The sequence below is a fragment of the Clostridium transplantifaecale genome (genome assembly GCF_900626075.1).
GTDB classification, from domain to species: domain Bacteria; phylum Bacillota; class Clostridia; order Lachnospirales; family Lachnospiraceae; genus Otoolea; species Otoolea transplantifaecalis.
Genome location: NZ_UYZY01000004.1, coordinates 299,800 through 317,427 on the forward strand (window position 1 = coordinate 299,800; position 17,628 = coordinate 317,427).

Here is a 17,628-nt window from a genome sequence, read left to right on the forward strand (position 1 = left end):
TTAAATAAGGCGGGGGAGTGTATATGGAAACAAAGACAAAATACAGCATTTCACAGATTGCGGAGATCTGCGGCGTATCCAAGGCGACCGTATCCAGGGTAATAAACAACAGCCCATGCGGTGTAGGCGAAGCCACGAAAGAGAGGGTGCGCAAAGTTATAGAAGAACTGAATTACAGGCCAAACGCCCTGGCCAGAGGCGTTGCGGTGTCACGTTCCAGAATGATAGGAGTCGTAGTGCCGGATGTGTCGAACTTTTTTTATCCGAAGATCATCAGGGGAATCAGCGATTATCTGGAAAAAAAGGACTATTCCGTTATTGTCTGCAACTCCGATTACAATCCGGAAAAAGAAGCAGGGCTTCTTATGTCACTTGTGGACAAGAGAGTGGACGGAGTGATCCTCTGCTCCGGTATATCGAACAAGGCATTTCTGGAGCAGTACAGGAAGTATCAGGTGCCTTTAGTGCTTCTTGGCCGTACTTTTGACAGCAGTGTCAGTGACGCCAGTATTACGGGCGATAATGTGAAAGGTTCCAGAAAAGCGGCATCCTATCTGCTGCGCGGCGGAAACAGACGTATAGTATACGTGGAAGGCAATACGGAGCTTTCCGGCTCCAAACAGAGGCTGCAGGGATATAAAGAGGCCCTCAGGGAACACGGAATAGAATTTGACAAGAAACTGACGCTTTCGGGGGAATATTCCATTGAATTCGGGCGCAGGGCGGCAGTAGAGCTTTTGGAAAAGGGGATTGAATTTGACGCAATAATGACGGGCAGCGACCTGATTGCGATCGGCGTTGTCTCCGGCCTTCTCGATGCGGGAAAAAAGATACCGGAAGAGATTGAGGTTATGGGTTTTGATAATATTGAGCTGGCGGAAGTGTTCCGCCCGGCTCTGTCCACCGTTTCCAAGCCTCATTATGAGATGGCCCAGCACCTGGCCAAACAGATGATACGGATTATCGAGGGGCAGGAAGTGGGACTGAGCCATATGGTGGTAGAGCCTACCCTGAAGCTGCGAAAGACAACAAAGGCGCGGGATTATGATGAGGAATACGAATAAAGAAGCCCGGATAGAGAAACACGGATAAACAAACGGGGATAAAAGAAGCCCGGATGAAGAAAGTTGAATAAAAATTAAATATTAAAGAAACAGGGAGTAGAATTTCCGGAAGGAAATATCCGCTTCCTGTTTCTTTTTAAAGCTTTCGATAACGAAACCCGTTACATTACCGGCGTGCGGCAACAATCGGTAAAAATGCGGTTTCTCGGTAGAAAATTCAGAGGAAGTTAACATAAATATCCAATTAACAGGAAAAATAAGGAAAACGGTTTATCTATAACAAGGAGGATACAGAATAAAAAAGGGCATGCTTTTCCAAAGAAAAACAATGATTAGTGCAATATGCTAAAAAATAGGGGCGCTAAATTTAATAAAATATACAATTGATATCAAGGATTAACTGTGTTATAATACCAACTAGAGAGAAACCGGTTACTTAAAATTACAGTAATGTACAGTGTGTAGAAAAGGGGGAGCCTGTATGCAGGCAAAGGTAGAAAAGAAAACAGGAAATAAGAACAAAACGCTGCAGAGAATGTGGAAAGACAGGGTACTTTACCTGATGCTGGCGCCCACGATAATCTACTTCCTGATTTTCAGGGTATGGCCTATTATTAACATGAGGCTGGCGTTCTGCAATTACAAGGCCAAAGGGCCGTGGGAATTTGCGGGGCTGAAGTATTTCAATATGATTTTTAAATCGTCCACATTTATGGAGATTTTGAGAAACACGCTGATTATCAGCTTTATGAAGTACATATTGCTGTTCCCGTTTTTTGTTATTTTTGCATTGCTCCTGAATGAGATACGGTGCGGAAAATTCCGGAAGTATGTCCAGGTCATTTCCTACATGCCGCATTTCCTGTCATGGGTTGTTATCGCGGGTATCTGGATTTCCATGCTGTCCGTTTCGGGCGGTGCCGTCAACCAGATTATGGGCTGGTTCGGAATCGACCCGGTAGATTTTATGACGAACAAGGGAGCTATCAGGTGGGTTCTGTTCTTCTCGGAGGGATGGCGAAGCCTTGGGTGGGACTCCATCGTGTATTTCACGGCAATCCTGGCGATCAGCCCCGATCTTTATGAGGCAGCCACAGTGGACGGCGCGAAGAGGACGGATATCATCCGTTATATTATCCTGCCGGCGCTTATTACACCGATGACTACAATGTTCATTCTGAATCTGGGCTTCTTCATGACAGCCGGATTTGACCAGGTGTTCAACTTTACAAACCAGTCCGTCAACAGTGTGATTGATATTCTCGATACCTACATTTACCGTATCGGACTAGAGAGCGGCCAGTATTCCCTGGCGACGGCGGTAGCGCTGATTAAGGGTGTGGTCGGAGTTTTCCTGGTTCTTGTTACGCATCTTGTTTCTAAAAAGATGACTGGGAAGGGAGTGTGGTAAGAATGAAAAAGAAAAAATTCAGCATTTCACAGCTGCTTCTTACGATTCTTATGCTGTTCCTTACGCTGACTATGATTGTACCGCTTTTACATATTCTGGCCCGTTCGCTTTCCGATCCGCTTCAGTCGGCCGGAATGAGCAGCCTGGAAGTAATACCGAGAGGATTTTCTCTGATCAATTATCAGGTGCTGTTCAGCAACAAGACATTGGTACCGTCCATCTTTAACTCAATTTTCATTACGGTAGTCGGCACATTTTTAAATATCGTCCTTACGGCCCTGGCGGCTTATGTACTGACACGTCCCGGTCTGGTGGGGAAGAGGGTGCTGATGGTATTTTTCATCATTATGATGCTCTTTGACCCGGGAATTGTTCCCGAGTATATGACGGTGAAGAAGATAGGCCTGATGGGCAGCCAGTGGTCCGTAATACTCTGTATGGCGGTTAACGTATATTACCTCGTAATCATGATGCGGTATTTTGAGGATGTTCCGGTATCCCTCTGCGAGGCGGCGAAAATCGACGGGGCCGGCCATCTGAGGATTCTGTTTTCCGTGGTTCTGCCTCTGGCAAAACCGGGAATTGCAACATTGACTATGTTCTACGGCGTGACTAGATGGAATGAATATTTCCGTTCGGGAATTTATATTTCTTCTATCAAAAAGGTGCCGCTGCAGGTAATTCTCCGTAAATTTATTGTGGACAGCGACGTTACCACGATTATCGGTACACAGAACCTGCTGAACTACAACGACCTGGCAAAGATTGATTACACGGCGCTCCAGTACGCGACGATTGTAATCGCGGTTGTCCCGATTCTGCTGATCTATCCGCTGGTACTCAAATATTATACCAAGGGAATCATGTCCGGAGGCGTTAAGGAGTAGGACGGAAGGCGGACCGGGGAGAATCACACGCGGCAATGACCGGCTGCCGCATACAAAGGGATGTTAAAAATTAATCATAAAATGGAGGAGAAAAAATGAAAAAAGCATTGGCACTGATTATGGCAGCAGCGCTTGCAGGAACCAGCCTCGCGGGGTGCGGCGGCAAAGCGGAAGAGAAAACTCCGGATACAAAACCGGCAGAAAGCGCAGCAGAAAATGGAGGAACCGCGCAGGCGGAGGGAACATCGGAATGGCCGGCTATCGGTTCTGCGGATTCACCTGTAGAAGTAAAAGTAATGATTAAGGATGTATTCCCGGACGAGGAGGACGTACAGCTTTTACGGGAAGCTATCAATGAGAAGATGGCAGCCCATGGCCAGTATGTGGACTTACAGTTTCTGGAGCCGCCGGCAGGAAGTTATGCAACGGCAGTGCCCATTGCCATGATGAACGGCGATGCGGAAGCGGATCTCATTTACTTCCAGGGCGGAGATCTGGCTCTGGCGCAGCAGGGGCTGTTTGAGGATTTAAATCCATATGTAGAGAAATCCACATTTGTTAAGAGTATCATGACAGATGTAAACAAGACCCGTATGGCAAACTATCCATACCTGATTTGGCTGGCCCCGTCCAGAATCCAGATACCGGCAATGAGAAAAGACTGGGCAGAGCAGCTGGATTCCTACGAGAAATTAATCGCAGACCCAACGGTAGATAATTATTACAACCTGTTTAAAGAAATGAAAGACAAAGGACTTGTAGAGTATGCATTTACAGCAGACGGAAGCACGGCACGTCTGGACAGTATTTTCAATCAGGCTTTCGGCGTAACCGGAACAATTGTAAAAGAAGACGGAAAGTGGATTTTCAGCAAAGAGAGCCAGGCGGAAAAAAACAAACTGGAATTCTATGCAAAACTCTATAAAGACGGTCTCCTGGATCCAGCTTATCTGACCGATACATGGGATACAATGGAGCAGAAATTCTATGAAGGAAAGACTGGAGTGATTGCAGGAACACTTTCTTCCACGCAGATTTATGACAATAAGATGCAGTCCGTGAACGGCGAGGAGTCCGAACTTATCATTCTTCCTCCGGCAAAAGGAGTGGCACAGGGTTACAGGGCAGAGGATGTTACAAAAGAAGAACGCGGTTTTGTAATGAATGTTGATTCTGAGAATAAAGATGCGGCATGGGCGGTGCTGGAATTCATGGCAAGTCCTGAAGGAAGAATTTTAGACAAAGTTGGTATCGAAGGCAAACATTACACAATCGAAGACAACAAGATCGTATTTACCGACAGATGGCCGGAATGGTGGGCGCGTTTCTGGGATACAACCAACAATTTTGACCCGCAGGATCCATCCCTTGCACAGCCTGTACTTACAACCGTGGGCCAGAGTGCATTCGACAATCTGGAGAAATACCTGGTACAGGATGTCAATATCCTGATTCCGGAAGAGATGACACCGCAGTGGGATGCAATGACCGGATATTATAATGAGTATTCAGCAGACATTGTCAGGGGCGTAAAATCGATTGATGCGTTCAGTGAGATGAAGACAAAATGGGAAGAAGCCGGCGGAACAGAATTCGAAAGCCTTTTAACTGAAGAGCTGGGCAACCCGTAATAGCCGGGGTTCACAAAATGAAAGTTCCTGTCATTAAGGACACCATAGTAAAAACAGAAACAAGAATATTTATTTAAAATAAGCGGCAGAGGTAAAACAGGAGGATGACAAATGCTGACAAGAGAAGAGTTTAAGAAAAATCCGGAGCTGGTATTCGACAAGGCATACGGTTCCTTATCGGGACTGGCCATCGGAGATTCTTTCGGAGATGCTTCAAGAAAGCAGGAAAACCGTGAAAATTATGCCATTACAACCGATTTTAACAGCAAAGCATCATGGAGCACAGATGATACGGAGTTCGCACTGCTGACAGCAAAAACCCTGATCCGCTGCGGCGGGGAGCTGACATCGGAGGAAGTGGTTAAATCCTGGCTTGAGGATGTGGCGATACAGGATGAATTCAAGCGGGGCGGAGCCAGTGAGATTGAGGCTGCTAACAATTTAAGAAGAGGTTTTCGTCCTCCTCTGTCCGGTAAATATAATGCATTTCATATGAGCGACGGTTCCGCAATGCGTATCGGGCCGATCGGCATCGTATGCGCCGGCGACCCGGAGAAGGCGGCGGCAATGGCAAAAATCGAGTCGGAAGTGAGCCATTTCCGTGACGGTGTATGGGGGGCACAGGCGGTAGCTGCGGCTGTTTCCGTAGCTATGGTAGACGGAAGCATGGATGAGATTCTGGATGCTGCAATGAAAGTGATTCCGGAAGAGTCCTGGCTCCACTATTCCATGAGCCATGCATTTGAGCTGGTGGATTCTGCGGACGGCCATATTTTCGATGTATGGATGCAGCTTCACGACGACCTGCGCACCAGCACCTGGGCCACAACGGCAGAAGCTATCCCTTCCGCGTTTGCCTGCCTGAAAGCAGTCAACAAGGATTTCAGGACGGGTGTTGTGGTAGCCGGAAACTTCGGCAGGGATGCAGACACAATCGGCGCAGTAGCCGGAACTATCCTGGGAGCCAAGTACGGCGCCAAGGCAATGCCGGCCGCATGGATTGACAAGACCAGATTCCCAACAGGAACTTGCCTGACATTCACAAAGGGAATCGATATCAGGGATTATGCTGAGAAGCTGGCCGGGATTATCATGAAATAACAAAATAAAGATGTAAGTATAAACGGGGAAACTTTTACAGTAAACCGCCCGCCCATCGGCAGATGTCCACTTTATGCCGGCGGGCGGGTTCTTTTTTACCGTTAAAATGGGCGGATTCGGAATGAAAGATTGTACTTCTGTTTGATTTTTGCTAAAATTTAATTGTACTTTTGTTTATTTATGAAGGAAAGGCAGAAAAATGAAGGAAAGGCAGAAAAATGAAAATGCACCGACTTATATATAAACTGATGACGCCGGTATTGGCCCTTATTTTTTTATATGGCAGTTCCTTTGTTTCACTGGCCTCGGACAAGATATATATAGTGGCAGGCGACAATAATTTTCCTCCGTATGAGTTCGTGGATCAGGACGGGGCCTATAAAGGATTTAACGTGGATCTGATGAAGGCCGTCAGTCTGTTTACAGACATACAGATTGAGTTCCGTCCCATGGCGTGGGAGGAGGCATACGGTTCGCTGGAGAACGGCAGCGCCGATATTATCCAGGGTATGAAGGTAACGGATAACAGAAAAAACAAATTTATCTACAGTAACACTCTGGTTTTCAATACAGATTCTCTTTTTGTGCTGGAGTCGGACCGGGAGATTGAAAGCCTCTCGGATTTGAGCGGGCGCCTGATAGGAATTGATTACGGAGACAGTTACGATCCCAGGCTGGACAAGATACCGGATTCCCGGATGATAGTTTACGATAATACGGAGTCGGTCCTCAAAGCGCTGGTAGGCGGTGAGGTAGACGCAGTGGTCGGCGATACCCTTGCCGTGAATTTTTTCCTGCTCAGGCACGGGATGGAGAATGAAGTCAAAGTGGTGGGGGACGCGTTTAATGAGAGAGCTTATGCGATAGCCGTTTCAAAAAACAATCCGGAACTGATGGGAAAGATTAACAGTGGGATTTCCATCGTGAAGGAAAACGGGACTTACGATCAGCTGTACCGGAAATGGTTTGGGAAACCGAGACCGGACGCATCAAAGCGCATCCGGCTTATTCTGTCCGTGGCTGCGGTTATTATGATGATTGCACTGACGGTTATTGCTATCTATAACCGTCTGAACCACAATCTAAAGATGGTTCTGGCACGGGAAATTGAACAGCAGAAGAAGATCAATGAAAAACTCCGCGAATATGATAAAATGCAGTTTATGGATAAGGTGATTTCCTCTATTGCCCATGAAATCCGAAACCCTCTGACCTCCATAAGGCTATATACAGAACAGATTCCAAAAAAAATTGATAACCGGGAGTTTATGATGGCCGTTGCGGAAGACGTACCTCCGGAGATAGACCGCATTGACATGCTGATTAAGGAGTTCATTGAATATACATCCCCGCGGAAACCGGAACGCAGAGTGCTTTCTGTCGCCGACGAAGTGGAGAATACCCTGTCTTTTTCGCATAATCAGCTGAAGGAAGTGGATGTGACGGTGGATATTCAGGACGCGCTCTGCATTGTTTTTGACAGGAATCATTTCAGGCAGGTCCTTTTAAATATACTTCTCAACGGTATCGATGCCGTAGCGGAGAGCGGGGAACCGAAAATCCGTATATCGGCGGAAAAAGAGGAAGGGCGGGTCATGATTACCGTGACGGATAATGGGTGCGGCATTTCCGAAGATGGGATGAAATATCTGTTCGATCCTTTTTTCACAACAAAAAGCTGCGGAAATGGGCTGGGGTTGTTTGTCGTTCGCCAGCTTGTGGAAGAAAACGGAGGCAAGATCGAGGCGCGCAGAGAGGAACAGGGAACCTCGTTTGTTATTTATATGGAAAGTGGGGAGAGTGATGGAGAAACTGTTGATTGTGGATGACGAGCCGAAAGTATTGAAGGCGCTCAGCTTTCTGGTTGATGGAGAGTATCGGGCGTTTACGGCAGAGTGTTCCAAAGACGCTCTTGAAATCTTTGACAGAGAGCAGATTTCTTTGGTGCTTTTGGATGTCAGGCTGGGACGGGAGAACGGATTTGACGTTATGAAGAAGCTGCTTGAGCGGGATCCCCAGGCCAGAATTATTGTGATGACGGCATTCCCCTCCATTGATAGTTCGATTGAGGCTATACGGGCGGGCGCTTTCTACTTTATCAGCAAACCGATTCAGTCGGAACAGCTGATGGCCCTGCTGAACCAGGCTGCGGAACAGGTGAAGATGTCAAAGCGGATTGAAAGCCTGGAGGGGGCGGCCCGCAGCAGGATTATCGGGGAATCGCCTTCCATGAAGAAGCTTTTCGGCCTGATAAAGCAGGTGAAAGACGTAAATGCCAATGTGCTTATAACCGGGGAGAGCGGTACGGGTAAGGAGCTGGTAGCCAGGGAAATCCATTTTTCGGGCATACGCAAAGACAAACCGTTTATTGCACTGAACTGCGCCGCACTTCCGGAGAACCTGCTGGAGAGTGAGCTGTTTGGTTATAAAAAAGGAGCCTTTACAGGAGCGGTCAGGGATGAGATAGGAATTATCCGCAGGGCGGATCGCGGCACATTATTTTTAGATGAGATAGGAGAGATGGATCTGCGCCTTCAGTCTAAGCTATTGAGATTTCTTCAGGAAAAGGAAGTCAGCCCAATTGGAGGTCAGACTCATCCGGTGGATGTCAGAATTATCTGTGCGACAAACCGGAACATGGAAGAGGAGATGGCTGCGGGACGGTTTAGAAGTGATTTGTATTACCGGATCAATGTCATCAATCTGTGTATTCCGCCTCTGCGTGAAAGGATGGAAGACATTCCGTATCTGGTATCTTACTTTATCAGTAAATACAATGTGGCGTTCAGCAAAACTGTGTCGGGGATAACAGAGGAGGCCTATGGGGCGCTGCACGGCTATCCGTTCTACGGAAATATAAGGGAATTAGAAAATATCATCCAGCGGGCGATTCTGCTTTCCTCCGGGAACATGATAGAAAAAGAGGATCTGTTTCTCCCGGCGCTGTATATAGCGAAGCCGGAGCGGACAAAAAGCGGGAACGAGGGTCATCTTCCCGTAACGGCGAATGATACACTGAAAGACATGGAAAAGAAGATGATTGCATTTTCTCTGAAACAGAATGACTTTAACCGGCGGCGCACGGCGCTGGCGCTGGATATCAGTGAGCGTTCCCTCCAATATAAAATCAAAGAGTACGGATTATAACGCCGGCCGGTGAAGTCCGGTACAAGGAAAGGCAGGTTTCGGGAGCGGTTTTCATACCGTTCCCGGAAACCTGTCTTTCTTGATTGGCAATGAAATGTACTCGAAGCATGTGCATGCCGTCTCTTGCCGGGGAGGTCACTCCTCCTAAAAAGGACCGTAATTGATGAGATTCGCGATAATCAGGAAGACGGCTGAAAGAACCGACTGGATAGCCAGAAGCTTTCCGGCAAAAGGAAGCCATTTGCCAAAGGGAATTTTACCAATCTGTATTGCGGCGGCTGTAGCCCCCATCATCGGGATAATCATATTGGAAAGTCCGTCTCCCAGCTGGAAAGCCAGGACGGCTATCTGGCGGTTTACTCCCAGAAGGTCGGAAATAGGGATCATAATGGGCATTGCCACCATGGCCTGCCCGCTTCCGGAAGGAATAAAGAAGTTCATAAACATCTGGATGATATACATACAGATGGCGGCCAGGGATTTGGGCATTACCTGCATAGGGGAAACCAGGGCGTTGATGATAGTGTCTATAATCATGCCGTCGTTAAGGACGATGGTGACTCCCCGGGCAATCCCAACCAGGAGGGCGACGAAAGAAATTTCTGCGACGCCCTTAGAGAAACGGTTGGCTATCTGTGTGCCGTTCATTCCCATACAAAGGCCGCTTGCGATAGCCATGATAAGAAAGAGACCGGACATGTTGACGAGACCCCATCCGAACCTGACAACCGCTACAACGAGTACAATAAGCATAGTTGCAAAGATAAAAAGCACAATTTTTCTCCGGGTGTTTAATTCAATCTTGCTCTGATCACTTTCAAGCTGCATCTCAGAGTAGTCTGTTCCGTAGACAAGACTGTTTTCCGGGTTTTGACGGATTTTTTTACAGTACCGGAATATATACCACATTGTTACGGACTCCATCGCAACGAGGACGACGCCCCGGTATGCCATGCCGGAGTATAATGGAAGTCCTGCTATTTCCTGGGCTATAGCAACCGTAAAAGGATTCATAACGGCGCATGCAGAACCGACGCACATGGCCAGATAACCGATGGATACACCGACCACCGCATCATATCCCAATGCGATGGAAGCCATAATGGCAAAAGGAAGGAACACAAGGGTCTCCTCATAAAGTCCGACTACGCCGCCTAAGAAAGCGAAAAACGCGGTAATGCCAATCAGGATCAGCTTTTCCTTTTTGCGCCCGTTTTTTCCAAGAACCACTTTCGCCATCATGGCATCCACCGCCCTGGTCTCGGTCAGTACGCCGGTGGATCCGCCGATAACAAGAATGAACATGATAATGGAGGCCGCATTAATCATACCCTCGTCCAGAGCTGTAAAGATTTTAAAAAAGCTGACGGGAGATTGCTGCACATAATGAAAACTGCCGGGAATAACGGTTTCGACACCGTTTATCACTTCCCTGTCATATTGACCGGCAGGGATTATGTAAGTTAAGATTGTCACGGCGACAATCATAAAAAAGACAAGTACAAGTGTATGAGGCATTTTCATCAGAAGACGCTCGAGAAAAGAACCTTTGGAAGATGAATGTTTTGCTGTGTTTTTCATAGCTCTGCTCCTTTTTATTATAATTTTGCCAGATTGGCATAGTCCTGCGGGTGACGGTCGAGCATAGCCAGGTTAACCCGGCGCTCTATCAGGATTTCTTCAAAATCGATTTCCTGGATCATGACGGTTTCCCCTGTGTCCGCTTTTTGCAGAATAGAGCCGCGGGGATCCACGACCATGGACTGCCCTGAAAAATAAACCCCGTCCACGACGCCTGCCCTGTTTATGCCTGCCGTGAATATCACATTGTCAAGGGCCCGGCTAATGAGATTGTTTTCCCACATCAGCCGGTAATTCAGGCGGTCGCGCCATGCGGAGGGAAACAGGATTAACTCGGCATTCTGAAGGGCCAGCAGCCTGGCCGGTTCGGGAAATGCCATATCATAACAGATCAACAATCCTATTTTTCCGTATTTTGTCTGAAATACAGGATACCGGCTGCCGCGTCTGAAGTATATTTTCTCGTCGCCGATAGTGTGCGTTTTTGAGTAGGAGCCTGCCAGTGTACCGTCATCGTTAATCAGTAGGGCGCTGTTTTCACAGATTCCGGGGCCCGTGGTTAAAAGCAGGGGTGCAATCAGATAAATCTTTAATTCTTCAGCTAATTCCTGCATTCTCCTGACCGTGTTCCCTTCCGGAGGTTCGGCCCATTCTGCCATTTGCCGTATGCCCCCGGCGCTGTAACCAGTATTAAAACATTCGGGAAGACATACCATCCCTGCCCCCTGTTTTGCCGCATTCCGGATTAGAGTTTCGGCCTTTTCAAGATTTGCCTGCTTATCCCCTAAAATACAATCCATCTGGATTAAGCCAAGTTTAAGCTTTGTTCCCATTTTTTACCCACCTTTCATTTCGTTTGTGAATGATATACATCTTATTTAACAGCAATTTTCGTGCCAACTCTCTTAACGCGGTAAAAGCCTGTAAAACGGTTGAAAAAAGGGAAAATTTTGCAGATATCATCCGCATTTCAGTTTTTTCCTGCAGATTTTGCAGGAAATTATTGCAGGAACTCTTTGCTTTCTCATCCGATAGCGGTTATAATAGTAAAAGACTTTTCAAACATACGTACGGAGGAATTTATGTCCACAACAGACCCAGCGGTAACCCCCATTTTGAAATGGGTAGGCGGCAAGCGACAGCTTCTTGAGACGATTATGCCGCTGATACCGGAACACACAACTTACTATGAGCCGTTTGTCGGCGGAGGGGCAGTGCTGTTTCACACACAGCCAGGAAGAGCGGTGATCAATGACTCGAATGCCGAACTGATTAATATATATGAAGTGATTAAAGCGCAGCCGGAGGAACTGATCGCCTGTCTGGAGCGTCATAAAGAGAAGAACAGCCAGGAATATTTTTATGAAGTTCGTTCGCTAGACCGCGACAGGGAGAAATATGAGACAATGCTTCCGGTGGAGCAGGCAGCAAGGATTATCTACCTGAATAAGACGTGTTATAACGGTCTGTTCCGGGTGAACCGCGCAGGAGAGTTTAATTCTCCCTGGGGAAGATATAAAAATCCAAATATCACGAATGAGGCGACGATACGGGCGATGAGCCGCTATCTGAACAGGGCGAAGGTGACGGTTCTCTGCGGTGACTACAGGGAGGCTTTAAAGGGAATCAGGAAGGGCTCTTTTGTGTATCTGGATCCGCCTTATATGCCGCTCAGCACCTCGTCCTCTTTTACCGGATATACCGCGGCCGGATTTGGGGCGGAGCAGCAGAAGGAACTTAAAAAGCAGTGTGATTTGCTGAATAAGAAGGGAATCCGGTTCCTGTTATCCAACTCCTGCTGTGATTTTATCGAAGATTTATATAAAGATTACATTGTGGAGCGCGTGGCGGCCAAGCGTACAATCAACGCAAAAGCGGACAAGCGCGGAGCCATCGATGAAGTGCTGGTGAGAAACTATGAGCTTGATAGATGATAAATGGAAGCTGCTCTTTGACCGATATGAGATAGAGAAAAAGGTGTCGGAGAGCGGCCCTTTTTGTATTACGGCCGATCAGATTCGGGAATATAAAGAACCCAGACTGATGACAAAGTTTGATACAAGGGAATCACTGCCCTCCGTTTTCGGGAACCGTCTCGGTATTCTGCCCGTGACAAGGGGAAGCTATGTCATAGGGGAATTTGATCTCTATTCCGATTTCCCCGAGGCAGGAGACGGCATAAGCGGGAAACGTCCGGCTAAAGTGAAGAAAGCGTCGATCCCGGACTATTATGAGACGATTGACATCAACGATATTCGCTCGGAGGCGGGCGCGATCAACGTGATGGGCATTTCCGGGATACTGGATGATTTTCTGGGAGGGGAAGGGTTTAAACAGACCGTCTCCGGCCGCATGGCATCCGGTAACTTTTCCTTTCAGGTGAATCCTGTTAAATCCGCGTCGAAAGCGGGAACGGCGGCAGGGAGCGGGCCAACGGAAGGAACCGGGACAATAGCAGGAACCGGGACAATAGCAGGAACCGGCGGAAAAGCCGGAGGCTGGCAGCTTACGGTCAACAACTCCCAGGTGGAGATCGATGGAGGTTTTGAGGACAGGGATACATTCGCTGTGATAGAGGGAAAGAATGTCGTACACAGTAATTTTCTGGTCCGTCAGCTTTACTATCCCTACAGATTGTGGAGCGGGAAGCTGGCAAAACCGGTCAGGCCTGTCTTTATGGTTTATTCCAACAATATTTTCCGGCTGATGGAGTATGAGTTTACAGACCCGTTCTGCTATAATTCCATCCGCCTGATCAGGGAGGGGCAATACAGCCTGGAGGATACCGATATTTCCGCCGCGGACTTAAGGGATGCATGGGAACGCACTGCGGTAAAACCGGAACCGCAGGTTACGTTTATCCAGGCCGACAGCTTTGAGAAGGTAATCTCTTTGGTGGAACATTTGAATGAGGGCCCCCTCACGCCGGCTGAGATAGCGGAAGTGTTTGGATTCCGGGAACGTCAGTCGGATTATTACTTTAACGCCTGCAGGTATCTTGGGCTGGCGGTGAAGGAGAAGGACGGGGACAGGACGGTCAGGGTGACGATTACCCCACAGGGGAAAAAACTTCTGAAACTGAATTACAAGGCCAGACAGATCCGGTATGTGGAGCTGATATTGGAACACGGCATTTTTCATGAGCTGTTTGAGACGGTTATGAGAAGAGGAGAGATTCCCGAGAAGAAATACATAGAAAAAAAGATACTGGAACAGAATCTTTGCAGCAGCAATGTGGCGGGGCGCAGAGCCTCATCGGTGAGCGGCTGGCTGAAGTGGATGGCCGGGCTGGTACAGTAGCGCAGCGGCAGGATTCATAGCCGGGCAAGAAAATCCATAGCCGGGCAAGAAAATTCATAGCCAGCCAACAAAAAATATCCGGGAGCGGTTAAGCTTCCGGATATTTTAATCTGCTGTCGTCTATGCCTTCCAGAACCTCTCTCAAAAATTTATCCGCCAGGTATTTGGCCATCGGAAGATTCATATCGAGATAATTACCGCAGTCTTTTGCGCAGGCTCCCGGAACCTCTCCCTCAAAGCCGGCGATAAAGGTAAACATCCCGGTCATAAGCGGCACGATATCCGCAGAACTGAAATCTCCCGCCAGCAGCAGATAAAAACCGGTCCGGCAGCCCATCGGCCCAAAGTAAATGACGCGTTCCCTGAATACCTCATGATTCCTCAAATAGGTGGCCCCCAGATGTTCAATCGTATGAATCTCGGCGGTATTCATGACAGGTTCATAGTTGGGGCGTGTCATTCTTATATCAAAAGTGGTAATCACACTGTCCCCGGCCTTGTCTTTCCTGGAAACATAGACTCCGGGCAGCAGCTTTAAATGATCGATGGTAAAGCTGGTTATTTTGTTCATAATCTGCTCCATGATAAAAACTCCTTTCGAAATAATGCTGGTGTTATAAAAAATGTCTCTAAACTTTTAGCCGAAGCTTATTTGTAAAAACTCCCTACATTCTAACAGAATTGCAGTCGATGCGCAAGAAGGGGGATTTAGGTGAGATGCGAGGACGCCTCTGTAAGACGGCGGACGGGGTGGTGAGAGGTTGTTTATGAGTCTTCAGTCCCGGTTGGTAGGGTTTGGTGAGGGGGAATCCAGGAGAAAAAATTCCTGCGGGGACTCGCTCCCGCTGGTGGAATGCGCAGCGGGTGCTAGATTCGAAAATACCTCATCAAGCACCGGCGGATTCCAAGGTCTCCCTTCGGAAAGTTTTCTCCTTCCTTCCCCGGGCAGGTGGTCGACGGGACTGAAGACTCAGCGAAGGGTATTGCCCCGTCCGCCGGCTTCAGGGGCTGATTGTCTCTTTCGTCAAGTGTGATGGTGGTATTGTCGCGGCCACAATATAGTCGGAATTATTTTACATTCTGACGGCATCCTGGGCTGTATAAAAAGAGTATCAGAATAAACACTTTAAGATTATAAGGTTATAAGTTTACATAGTCTCATAGTGAACAGGATGTAGTTTTCAGGCATCCTGAGAAACGTAGTGGCAGCGACAAGCGCCTCCTCCATTGAAGAAAGAGGACAGATCAGGCCGCAGGCCAGGGGCCGGGCAGCCGTCTTGGCGGAGTCTTTCGTCCCGGCCATAACCTTCCTGTGGGGAAGAAGGGAGAAAAAGATTCCGGAGGGAACCTGGGAGTTCATTGGTACTTACCGAGGTCTTTTCGAGGTTAGTACCATTATGTACTCCAACGAGCGCAAGCGCTTCCCGGAGGAACTTTTTCTGCCCGGATTCCCTGCCCACGACAACCTGGCGCCCGGGACGAAAGACTCATCGATCCCCCACCCCACCCCGGCCCCTGGCCTGACAGCGGCGTCCTCATTTCTCAACTCAATCCCCATCATTTTTTTAGCTCTACCGTTATTCCCTCCGTATCCCTCGTATCCTGCTGTGTGAGTTCTCCCGTTTCCTCATTCCTCTGATATATTGTATAGGACATTTTCCAGGTTATATTGTGGAAGCGGTTGGCTGGAAGGCGTTCATCCCTCGATTCCTTTAAATAAATCATATTATATACGTCTGCCGATGTCCCCGGATACAGCAGAACCCAGTCTGAGGATTGAAGGGACTCATCTATTTCGGGCGTCTTCCCGTTAACCGCTGTGTTGTAGGTCCGGAGTGAAATGACATGGTCACCGGTATTTACCACGTTTGCATTGAATACATAGGCACCCGGAAAATTTTTCAGGGAGGATTCGGCGGTGACTTTCACATTTTCGTCGCTGTATAGTTCAGTTCCCCTAAGCGGTGTGAGGGCTGTTTCAGACGGATGCTCCGTCTGTGCAAAGCCGGGAAGAGTCGTATAGGTGCGTCCGTCTTTTTTGTATTTAATGAGAAAGGAAGCGCCCAGGGAATTAATGTTTTTAATTCGCTGGGAGGTAAAGTGAAATTCACTGATGGAAATAGTGAGCGTCTTGCTGGAACCCGGGGCGATATCACCTGTGAAATCGGGGTTGACACCGACACTCTGGCCGTTGATATAGAAGTATCTGCTTGTCACGCCAATCGTCTGGCCTGAACCGTTTTCCACCAGAAAGCTGATGTCCAGGGATGGTGTTGAAAAATAGTCATTTACATGCCATTCCGACGGGGTTATGACCACTCCGTCATGTTCGGCGACAGGCGTTTTTATCAGTTCATTGTCCTTGATGCAGGTTTTGATATCCTCCGCAAATGAGGGAACGCATAGGGCAACGGTGAACATACAGATAAAAATCCACAATACAATCGATTTAGAACTGCTTAATTTCTTCATAAATCTGCCCCTCCCCGCGGCGGAAAAACGGTACTTATCTGATTTTTCAGTTACCTACAGTTTATCACAGCGGCGCGGCTCCGTCCATGGTATTTACATGACTGTTCGCCCTATGGGCGGTGACAATTTTTACAATGCACAGAAAGGGAAACAGGACAAAACGAATCATCCTGAGCCGTCCGTGGACAACGGCTGAAATGTGGCTATAACAGGAAGTTTCTGATATAATGGCAGAGGAATGATTGCAGCAGAAGAAGGGAGAACCAGAATGGGATTTTTCAAAAAGACACAGAAAAAGGAACAGGCCGCCCCGGTGGAAAGAAAAGTTATATTTGACGGCCTGACAATCGATACAGGTAACTGGAAGCAGGTCTTTTCCGCCTGTCTGGGGAAAATGCTGGCGGTTCAGATGGCCTGCGGCGAACTGGTGGTGCGTGGACAGGACTGGAACGTGGACTTTGAATCCGGTTTTATCAGCTTTGGGCAAGATAAGTACCCGATTCAGTTTATCGGAAGCGAAGCCATCTCCCCCGGCACCTGGCTGTGGGGATGGGAAAATATAAACGGTTTTAATGAAACAATTTTAAAAACAGCCGAGGAGACAAGACGGAAAGGCGCAGCGTGGGGGCTGGAACCCCTTACCGTTGCTGAATTCGAGCTGGACGATACCTTTAACGGGCATAATCTGTCGATTGTTGCCTGCGGTTTATCGGACCGTGAGCTTTGCTATTACCGCGGACCTCATGCCGGGGGAGCTGTTTTTATAGCTTTTGGCAATGTGCCCAAGGAAGTGTTTGCCCCTGTCGGGATGGTAAAGTTTACAAACCTGACGATGCAGTGCATCCAGCAGTTTGCCGTTGATCACAAGATATTCGTCGAGAGTTTTCTGAGGTGGAATGGAACAGACTACGAGAAGACGGACAGCCGTTTTACGGCGCATTTTGAACAGGATTTGGCGATTGAGTTTGAGGAAGCCGGGGGAGTTATTAGAATCAGTGGCATTAAAACGTTATGAGGGGGATTTAGACAATAAG

15 protein-coding genes are annotated in these 17,628 nt (G+C 48.0%); 10 read left to right on the top strand and 5 right to left on the bottom strand.

Features of this window, described 5'->3' with window-relative positions; all coding sequences use genetic code 11:
• Positions 1-23: 23 nt before the first annotated feature.
• From EJL91_RS16350 to EJL91_RS16380, 7 genes are all read left to right on the top strand, one after another.
• Positions 24-1,064, top strand: coding sequence for a LacI family DNA-binding transcriptional regulator (locus tag EJL91_RS16350; protein WP_125143034.1), 1,041 nt, complete (start codon positions 24-26; stop codon positions 1,062-1,064).
• A gap of 481 nt (positions 1,065-1,545) precedes the next feature.
• Positions 1,546-2,475, top strand: a complete 930-nt coding sequence (locus EJL91_RS16355) for an ABC transporter permease (protein WP_125143035.1) — start codon at positions 1,546-1,548, stop codon at positions 2,473-2,475.
• A 2-nt stretch (positions 2,476-2,477) separates the two neighbouring features.
• Entirely contained in the window at positions 2,478-3,362 is an 885-nt protein-coding gene (locus EJL91_RS16360; RefSeq protein WP_125143036.1) for a carbohydrate ABC transporter permease, read from the top strand.
• A 95-nt stretch (positions 3,363-3,457) separates the two neighbouring features.
• The gene (locus EJL91_RS16365) at positions 3,458-4,993 is read left to right on the top strand and encodes an extracellular solute-binding protein (RefSeq protein ID WP_125143037.1); all 1,536 of its coding nucleotides are present in this window, start codon (positions 3,458-3,460) and stop codon (positions 4,991-4,993) included.
• Between the two features lie 111 nt (positions 4,994-5,104).
• Positions 5,105-6,094 carry an ADP-ribosylglycohydrolase family protein gene (locus tag EJL91_RS16370; protein ID WP_125143038.1) on the top strand — a complete coding sequence of 330 codons (990 nt, stop codon included), beginning with the start codon at positions 5,105-5,107 and terminating at the stop codon, positions 6,092-6,094.
• Between the two features lie 218 nt (positions 6,095-6,312).
• The gene (locus EJL91_RS16375) at positions 6,313-7,923 is read left to right on the top strand and encodes a transporter substrate-binding domain-containing protein (RefSeq protein ID WP_125143039.1); all 1,611 of its coding nucleotides are present in this window, start codon (positions 6,313-6,315) and stop codon (positions 7,921-7,923) included.
• Positions 7,898-9,241 carry a sigma-54-dependent transcriptional regulator gene (locus tag EJL91_RS16380; RefSeq protein WP_164516870.1) on the top strand — a complete coding sequence of 448 codons (1,344 nt, stop codon included), beginning with the start codon at positions 7,898-7,900 and terminating at the stop codon, positions 9,239-9,241. Before EJL91_RS16375 ends, EJL91_RS16380 begins: the two co-directional genes overlap by 26 nt.
• A gap of 144 nt (positions 9,242-9,385) precedes the next feature.
• Here the strand turns inward: EJL91_RS16380 and EJL91_RS16385 are convergent, their stop codons facing one another.
• Positions 9,386-10,822: a YfcC family protein gene (locus EJL91_RS16385; RefSeq protein ID WP_125143041.1), complete on the bottom strand. Its 1,437-nt coding sequence runs from the start codon at positions 10,820-10,822 to the stop codon at positions 9,386-9,388.
• 17 nt (positions 10,823-10,839) lie between these two features.
• On the bottom strand, positions 10,840-11,655 hold the full coding sequence (locus EJL91_RS16390; RefSeq protein ID WP_125143042.1) for a carbon-nitrogen hydrolase family protein: 816 nt from the start codon (positions 11,653-11,655) through the stop codon (positions 10,840-10,842).
• Between the two features lie 249 nt (positions 11,656-11,904).
• Between EJL91_RS16390 and EJL91_RS16395 the strand changes: the two genes are divergently transcribed.
• Both EJL91_RS16395 and EJL91_RS16400 read left to right on the top strand, forming a co-directional pair.
• Positions 11,905-12,756, top strand: a complete 852-nt coding sequence (locus EJL91_RS16395) for a DNA adenine methylase (protein ID WP_125143043.1) — start codon at positions 11,905-11,907, stop codon at positions 12,754-12,756.
• Positions 12,740-14,122, top strand: a complete 1,383-nt coding sequence (locus tag EJL91_RS16400; protein ID WP_125143044.1) for a type II restriction enzyme — start codon at positions 12,740-12,742, stop codon at positions 14,120-14,122. Before EJL91_RS16395 ends, EJL91_RS16400 begins: the two co-directional genes overlap by 17 nt.
• A gap of 88 nt (positions 14,123-14,210) precedes the next feature.
• Here the strand turns inward: EJL91_RS16400 and EJL91_RS16405 are convergent, their stop codons facing one another.
• From EJL91_RS16405 to EJL91_RS16415, 3 genes are all read right to left on the bottom strand, one after another.
• A complete protein-coding gene (locus EJL91_RS16405; RefSeq protein ID WP_125143231.1) occupies positions 14,211-14,693 on the bottom strand; it encodes an S-ribosylhomocysteine lyase in 483 nt (160 codons plus the stop codon).
• A 561-nt stretch (positions 14,694-15,254) separates the two neighbouring features.
• Positions 15,255-15,482 carry a hypothetical protein gene (locus EJL91_RS16410; RefSeq protein WP_125143045.1) on the bottom strand — a complete coding sequence of 76 codons (228 nt, stop codon included), beginning with the start codon at positions 15,480-15,482 and terminating at the stop codon, positions 15,255-15,257.
• A gap of 197 nt (positions 15,483-15,679) precedes the next feature.
• A complete protein-coding gene (locus EJL91_RS16415) occupies positions 15,680-16,594 on the bottom strand; it encodes a hypothetical protein (RefSeq protein ID WP_125143046.1) in 915 nt (304 codons plus the stop codon).
• 268 nt (positions 16,595-16,862) lie between these two features.
• Between EJL91_RS16415 and EJL91_RS16420 the strand changes: the two genes are divergently transcribed.
• Positions 16,863-17,609, top strand: a complete 747-nt coding sequence (locus tag EJL91_RS16420) for a DUF6882 domain-containing protein (RefSeq protein WP_206429512.1) — start codon at positions 16,863-16,865, stop codon at positions 17,607-17,609.
• Positions 17,610-17,628: the final 19 nt, after the last annotated feature.

Excerpts from the sequence above, each read along its gene's own strand:
- EJL91_RS16410 (WP_125143045.1), bottom strand. The coding sequence starts at position 15,482 with ATGAACTCCCAGGTTCCCTCCGGAATCTTTTTCTCCCTTCTTCCCCAC.
- EJL91_RS16390 (WP_125143042.1), bottom strand. The coding sequence starts at position 11,655 with ATGGGAACAAAGCTTAAACTTGGCTTAATCCAGATGGATTGTATTTTA.
- EJL91_RS16385 (WP_125143041.1), bottom strand. The coding sequence starts at position 10,822 with ATGAAAAACACAGCAAAACATTCATCTTCCAAAGGTTCTTTTCTCGAG.
- EJL91_RS16360 (WP_125143036.1), top strand. The coding sequence starts at position 2,478 with ATGAAAAAGAAAAAATTCAGCATTTCACAGCTGCTTCTTACGATTCTT.
- EJL91_RS16420 (WP_206429512.1), top strand. The coding sequence starts at position 16,863 with ATGGGATTTTTCAAAAAGACACAGAAAAAGGAACAGGCCGCCCCGGTG.
- EJL91_RS16375 (WP_125143039.1), top strand. The coding sequence starts at position 6,313 with ATGAAAATGCACCGACTTATATATAAACTGATGACGCCGGTATTGGCC.
- EJL91_RS16395 (WP_125143043.1), top strand. The coding sequence starts at position 11,905 with ATGTCCACAACAGACCCAGCGGTAACCCCCATTTTGAAATGGGTAGGC.
- EJL91_RS16355 (WP_125143035.1), top strand. The coding sequence starts at position 1,546 with ATGCAGGCAAAGGTAGAAAAGAAAACAGGAAATAAGAACAAAACGCTG.
- EJL91_RS16415 (WP_125143046.1), bottom strand. The coding sequence starts at position 16,594 with ATGAAGAAATTAAGCAGTTCTAAATCGATTGTATTGTGGATTTTTATC.
- EJL91_RS16365 (WP_125143037.1), top strand. The coding sequence starts at position 3,458 with ATGAAAAAAGCATTGGCACTGATTATGGCAGCAGCGCTTGCAGGAACC.
- EJL91_RS16380 (WP_164516870.1), top strand. The coding sequence starts at position 7,898 with ATGGAGAAACTGTTGATTGTGGATGACGAGCCGAAAGTATTGAAGGCG.
- EJL91_RS16400 (WP_125143044.1), top strand. The coding sequence starts at position 12,740 with ATGAGCTTGATAGATGATAAATGGAAGCTGCTCTTTGACCGATATGAG.
- EJL91_RS16350 (WP_125143034.1), top strand. The coding sequence starts at position 24 with ATGGAAACAAAGACAAAATACAGCATTTCACAGATTGCGGAGATCTGC.
- EJL91_RS16370 (WP_125143038.1), top strand. The coding sequence starts at position 5,105 with ATGCTGACAAGAGAAGAGTTTAAGAAAAATCCGGAGCTGGTATTCGAC.
- EJL91_RS16405 (WP_125143231.1), bottom strand. The coding sequence starts at position 14,693 with ATGAACAAAATAACCAGCTTTACCATCGATCATTTAAAGCTGCTGCCC.